Source organism: Haladaptatus sp. (genome assembly GCF_049589095.1).
Lineage (GTDB): Archaea > Halobacteriota > Halobacteria > Halobacteriales > Haladaptataceae > Haladaptatus.
In genome coordinates this window covers 1-3,359 of sequence record NZ_JBAWAC010000416.1, presented here as the reverse complement: position 1 = coordinate 3,359, position 3,359 = coordinate 1, and the positions used below count along the sequence as shown (strand labels likewise).

Here is a 3,359-nt window from a genome sequence, read left to right as displayed (position 1 = left end):
AACACTCGAGCCGGTCGATTGGCTCGGTACACGACAAGAACGACGTAATTGGAAGCATCAGCGATTCACGCTAGCTATACGCGCTTAGCCAGCATAAGGTGCGAAGTCGAGTAACTAGACAGTGCCGAGAAACCGATAAACAGCGACATTTGACAAATACGTGTTGAGGATTCGGTAGTGAAACGCGTCGCTACTGGGGAAGGTACTATTGGAGAGAATCGGCGCGCTGCGTCTTAGTCTGCTTGTGGTGCGACCGCTTTGGGTTCGGTTTCACCCATACCCGACGTTATCGCCTCGGACAGTGCGAACACTGCCGCTTTGTGATCGGTTTTCGATTTGTGAATAGATGTCGGTCGTACGCCAAGGGCGTCGTACTCGTCCAGCGTAATCTGTTCTCCGTCCCGGTTCTCAAAGTGAGTGCCAACTTCCGCAAGCAGGCCGTGAAGGTGGATGAGCTCCTGCTTCTTCATAAGCACACGAAGATAACGGTTGCAGGGTTATATTACTATCTTGAGTCCCGTTAGCACGCCGTATAGTCAGTTTCTCGGGGGTTTTCAGAAGCGTTTCGAAAATAGATACAGTACCGCGGCGATACGCTCGTCCGGACATGTCCGATTACGGGCGGTAGTAGAGTCACCCATACGGTGAAACGACTCATGGTCGGGACCGCGTTAGGCGGGCATACCGTGAGTACCGGAACCGTATCAGCGAAAAAGGGTCGTCGCGAAAAGTGGGTTCGTTCGTCGATTACAACGTCGGCTTACTGCAGTTGTTTGAGCGTTTCGAGGTCACGCTCGGTTCGCGTGAACTCCGATGTCGCTCGGGTTGCATGACAGTTAGGGCAGTTGAACTGTCGTTTCGGTTCCGGCAGCTCGTCCGGTCCCGATTCCCAGTGTTTTCCGCATTCTGGACAAAGTAATCGAACGTAGGTCTCCACCATACAGCCTATATCGGTCGGAAAGGAGAAAAATCTTTTTGGCACTCCCCCGAAAGAGAGCAGTCGCTACGCGTCTCTCCCGTGACGAAATTCGATTACAACCGTTCGAGATTCGTCGCTCGTGGGCCTTTGTCTGCCTGTTCGATGTCGAATTCGACTTCCTGTCCCTCCTCTAAGTCCGGGCCGCCGACATCCTCCATGTGGAAGAACACGTCGTCGTCCGCGTCGTCCGTCTCTATGAACCCGTAGCCGCCGGTATCGTTAAAGAAGGTGACCGTACCTTTCGCCATTGCACGTAGACAAACCGCCGTGACGGGCATAAAAATTGCGGTTATTGGTATCGTGTGACAATATACCGTAGAACATACACTCCGTCGACGGGTAAAATCGAGCTACTCGCCGACAGTAGCGTGAACGAGGGTCAAAACTCGTCACGAGACGGTTCGAATTATAGTCTCGACCTCGTTCCAGTTATGCTCGACCTCCGCCGACGGTGCGTAGGTCGCACCGTACTCCTCCGTTCGGATTTCGGCGAGCTCGTGTTTGACGAGGATATCGAGGTGGTGACGGACGGTGCTGTAGTCGATATCGAGGTCGGTTGCCAACTGATTCGCGTTCCGTGGCTCCTCCGCGAGTTGTTCCAGCAGGGCCGCCCGACGAGCACCGCCGCGACTCCCGGAGAGGACGTACCACAGTTTGCCGCTTTGGCTCATCGTCCCCCCTTCCTTGTAGCGCCGAAACGAAGCGTTCGGTGTGTCACGGACGTTACCGACGAACGCCATGCCCCTTGCTATGGAGTGGCTAAACCGCGATAAATGGTCATCTATTCCGACAAGGAAGGGTCAAAACATCAGTCCCACGTGACCCACGTGAGAAACACGAGTGCGACGAATTCGAGGAGATGGAGCGCGAGCATCGCTTGCCACGCGATGTCGGGCACCGCCGTTGCGAACCAATGGGACAGCGTCTCGTCCCACGAGTAGATGTACACCGCCAGCGCGTTCTGACAGAGGAGGAGGATGGCGAACACGGACAGGCCGAGCGTGTGTTTCGAACGGAACTGTCGGTAGTTGTCCAACCAGACGTAGCTCAAGCCGAGGAGCAACACCACGTTGAGGGCCGTAGAAACCCGTGCGACGTCTATCCAGATTCCCATCCGTCGTACCTCCCTTGTGATCGCTCTCGCATATATGCTTTCCCAGATTCGGCCATACTCAGTCCATCTTCTCCATGATGTCCTCGATCGTCTCCCAGTGCTGTCGGGCTTGGTCGGTCAACAAGTACACCGCTCCGTAATCGTCGCCGCTGTTCTCGACGATGCTGTTGTCCATCAACACGTCGAGGTGATGACGAACGGTTTTGTAATCGAGGTCCAAGTCCTCCGCCAGTCGGTTGGCGTTCCGTGGTCGCTCGTCTAGCGCCCGAACCAATCGTACACGATTGGCTCCGCCGCGAGTTCCGGTGAGCACGTACCAGAGAACGCCCTCCATTACACCGGACCGATACACCCCTTCCACCTAAGCGCATCGCCCTACTAATCAGAGATCGTCACATCGTGAACAGGTGCCCCTCGCGGGGAACATCGAAGATTCCGATCCGTGCGCCTGCGTCCAACCACGCGTGGCCGTAGGAAAACGACGCCAACGCGTTGACGAAGTCGTCGTCCTCCTTGAAGTGTCTCCCGTCGTCCAGATACGACTGCGCCATCTCCCGACAGTCGAGCGCCGCCTCACCCATCGGCGTGTCGGTCGGTGCCGAAATCTCGGCGGCGTCGAGCGCTTCCGACAACAGGCGTTCGTACCGGTTCGTCTTTTCGACCAGATCTGCAGGCATGACCGAACCGTGGTGGGGTGCGAAGGTAAGGCCTGCGACACCGTCCGTGAAACCGGAAAGCAGGGGAGACAGCGCAAGGTAAATACACTACGAAGAGTGATATTGCACCATGACCGAAGAGCCTCGGGTAGAGATGTACACCAAGGAGAACTGTTCGTATTGCGAGAAGGCCAAGGACCTCCTCGACGAGAAGGGAGTCGAGTACGAGACGTACAACGTCACAGGCGACGATGAACTGTTCGAGGAGATGGTCGAACGCGCGGACGGGCGCAAGACTGCGCCGGAGGTGTTCGTCGACGACGAACTCATCGGTGGGTGGGACGAGACCTGCGCGCTCGAACAGGAAGGGAAACTGGACGAGAAACTCGGACTCGCCATCGCTGACGGGGGTGAAGAGGACGTCGAACACCGCAAACTCATCGTCTCCGGAAGCGGAATCGCGGGACTGACCGCGGCCATCTACTCCGCGCGGTCGAACAACGACCCCCTCGTCTTGCAGGGTGACGAACCCGGCGGACAGTTGACGCTCACGACGGACGTGGAGAACTACCCCGGAGTCCCGGACGGGATCAGCGGGCCGGAACTGATC

The 3,359-nt window shown here is 56.9% G+C and carries 8 protein-coding genes; 1 reads left to right on the top strand and 7 read right to left on the bottom strand.

Annotation, left to right across the window (positions count from 1 at the left end; genetic code table 11):
* Nucleotides 1-233: 233 nt before the first annotated feature.
* The 7 genes from WBV42_RS13135 to WBV42_RS13105 form a co-directional block, all read right to left on the bottom strand.
* Nucleotides 234-470, bottom strand: coding sequence for a UPF0058 family protein (locus WBV42_RS13135; RefSeq protein WP_066145334.1), 237 nt, complete (start codon nt 468-470; stop codon nt 234-236).
* Between the two features lie 290 nt (nt 471-760).
* Complete coding sequence (locus WBV42_RS13130; RefSeq protein ID WP_066145336.1) at nt 761-940, bottom strand: hypothetical protein; 180 nt, start codon at nt 938-940, stop codon at nt 761-763.
* Nucleotides 941-1,032: 92 nt separating this feature from the next.
* The gene (locus WBV42_RS13125; RefSeq protein ID WP_066145339.1) at nt 1,033-1,227 is read right to left on the bottom strand and encodes a cold-shock protein; all 195 of its coding nucleotides are present in this window, start codon (nt 1,225-1,227) and stop codon (nt 1,033-1,035) included.
* A 141-nt stretch (nt 1,228-1,368) separates the two neighbouring features.
* Nucleotides 1,369-1,650 carry an ArsR/SmtB family transcription factor gene (locus WBV42_RS13120; protein WP_423986423.1) on the bottom strand — a complete coding sequence of 94 codons (282 nt, stop codon included), beginning with the start codon at nt 1,648-1,650 and terminating at the stop codon, nt 1,369-1,371.
* A gap of 137 nt (nt 1,651-1,787) precedes the next feature.
* On the bottom strand, nt 1,788-2,093 hold the full coding sequence (locus WBV42_RS13115) for a hypothetical protein (protein WP_423986422.1): 306 nt from the start codon (nt 2,091-2,093) through the stop codon (nt 1,788-1,790).
* A gap of 58 nt (nt 2,094-2,151) precedes the next feature.
* Complete coding sequence (locus tag WBV42_RS13110) at nt 2,152-2,427, bottom strand: winged helix-turn-helix domain-containing protein (RefSeq protein ID WP_066145352.1); 276 nt, start codon at nt 2,425-2,427, stop codon at nt 2,152-2,154.
* Nucleotides 2,428-2,485: 58 nt separating this feature from the next.
* Nucleotides 2,486-2,770 carry a DUF357 domain-containing protein gene (locus tag WBV42_RS13105; RefSeq protein ID WP_423986421.1) on the bottom strand — a complete coding sequence of 95 codons (285 nt, stop codon included), beginning with the start codon at nt 2,768-2,770 and terminating at the stop codon, nt 2,486-2,488.
* A gap of 109 nt (nt 2,771-2,879) precedes the next feature.
* Here WBV42_RS13105 and grxC point away from each other — a divergent pair.
* The coding region (gene grxC, locus WBV42_RS13100) for a glutaredoxin 3 (RefSeq protein ID WP_423986420.1) at nt 2,880-3,359 on the top strand (480 nt) is incomplete at its 3' end.

What these genes read in the sequence shown, in the direction of transcription:
- WBV42_RS13135 (WP_066145334.1), bottom strand. Translation starts at nt 470, where the DNA reads ATGAAGAAGCAGGAGCTCATCCACCTTCACGGCCTGCTTGCGGAAGTT.
- WBV42_RS13130 (WP_066145336.1), bottom strand. Translation starts at nt 940, where the DNA reads ATGGTGGAGACCTACGTTCGATTACTTTGTCCAGAATGCGGAAAACAC.
- WBV42_RS13125 (WP_066145339.1), bottom strand. Translation starts at nt 1,227, where the DNA reads ATGGCGAAAGGTACGGTCACCTTCTTTAACGATACCGGCGGCTACGGG.
- WBV42_RS13120 (WP_423986423.1), bottom strand. Translation starts at nt 1,650, where the DNA reads ATGAGCCAAAGCGGCAAACTGTGGTACGTCCTCTCCGGGAGTCGCGGC.
- WBV42_RS13115 (WP_423986422.1), bottom strand. Translation starts at nt 2,093, where the DNA reads ATGGGAATCTGGATAGACGTCGCACGGGTTTCTACGGCCCTCAACGTG.
- WBV42_RS13110 (WP_066145352.1), bottom strand. Translation starts at nt 2,427, where the DNA reads ATGGAGGGCGTTCTCTGGTACGTGCTCACCGGAACTCGCGGCGGAGCC.
- WBV42_RS13105 (WP_423986421.1), bottom strand. Translation starts at nt 2,770, where the DNA reads ATGCCTGCAGATCTGGTCGAAAAGACGAACCGGTACGAACGCCTGTTG.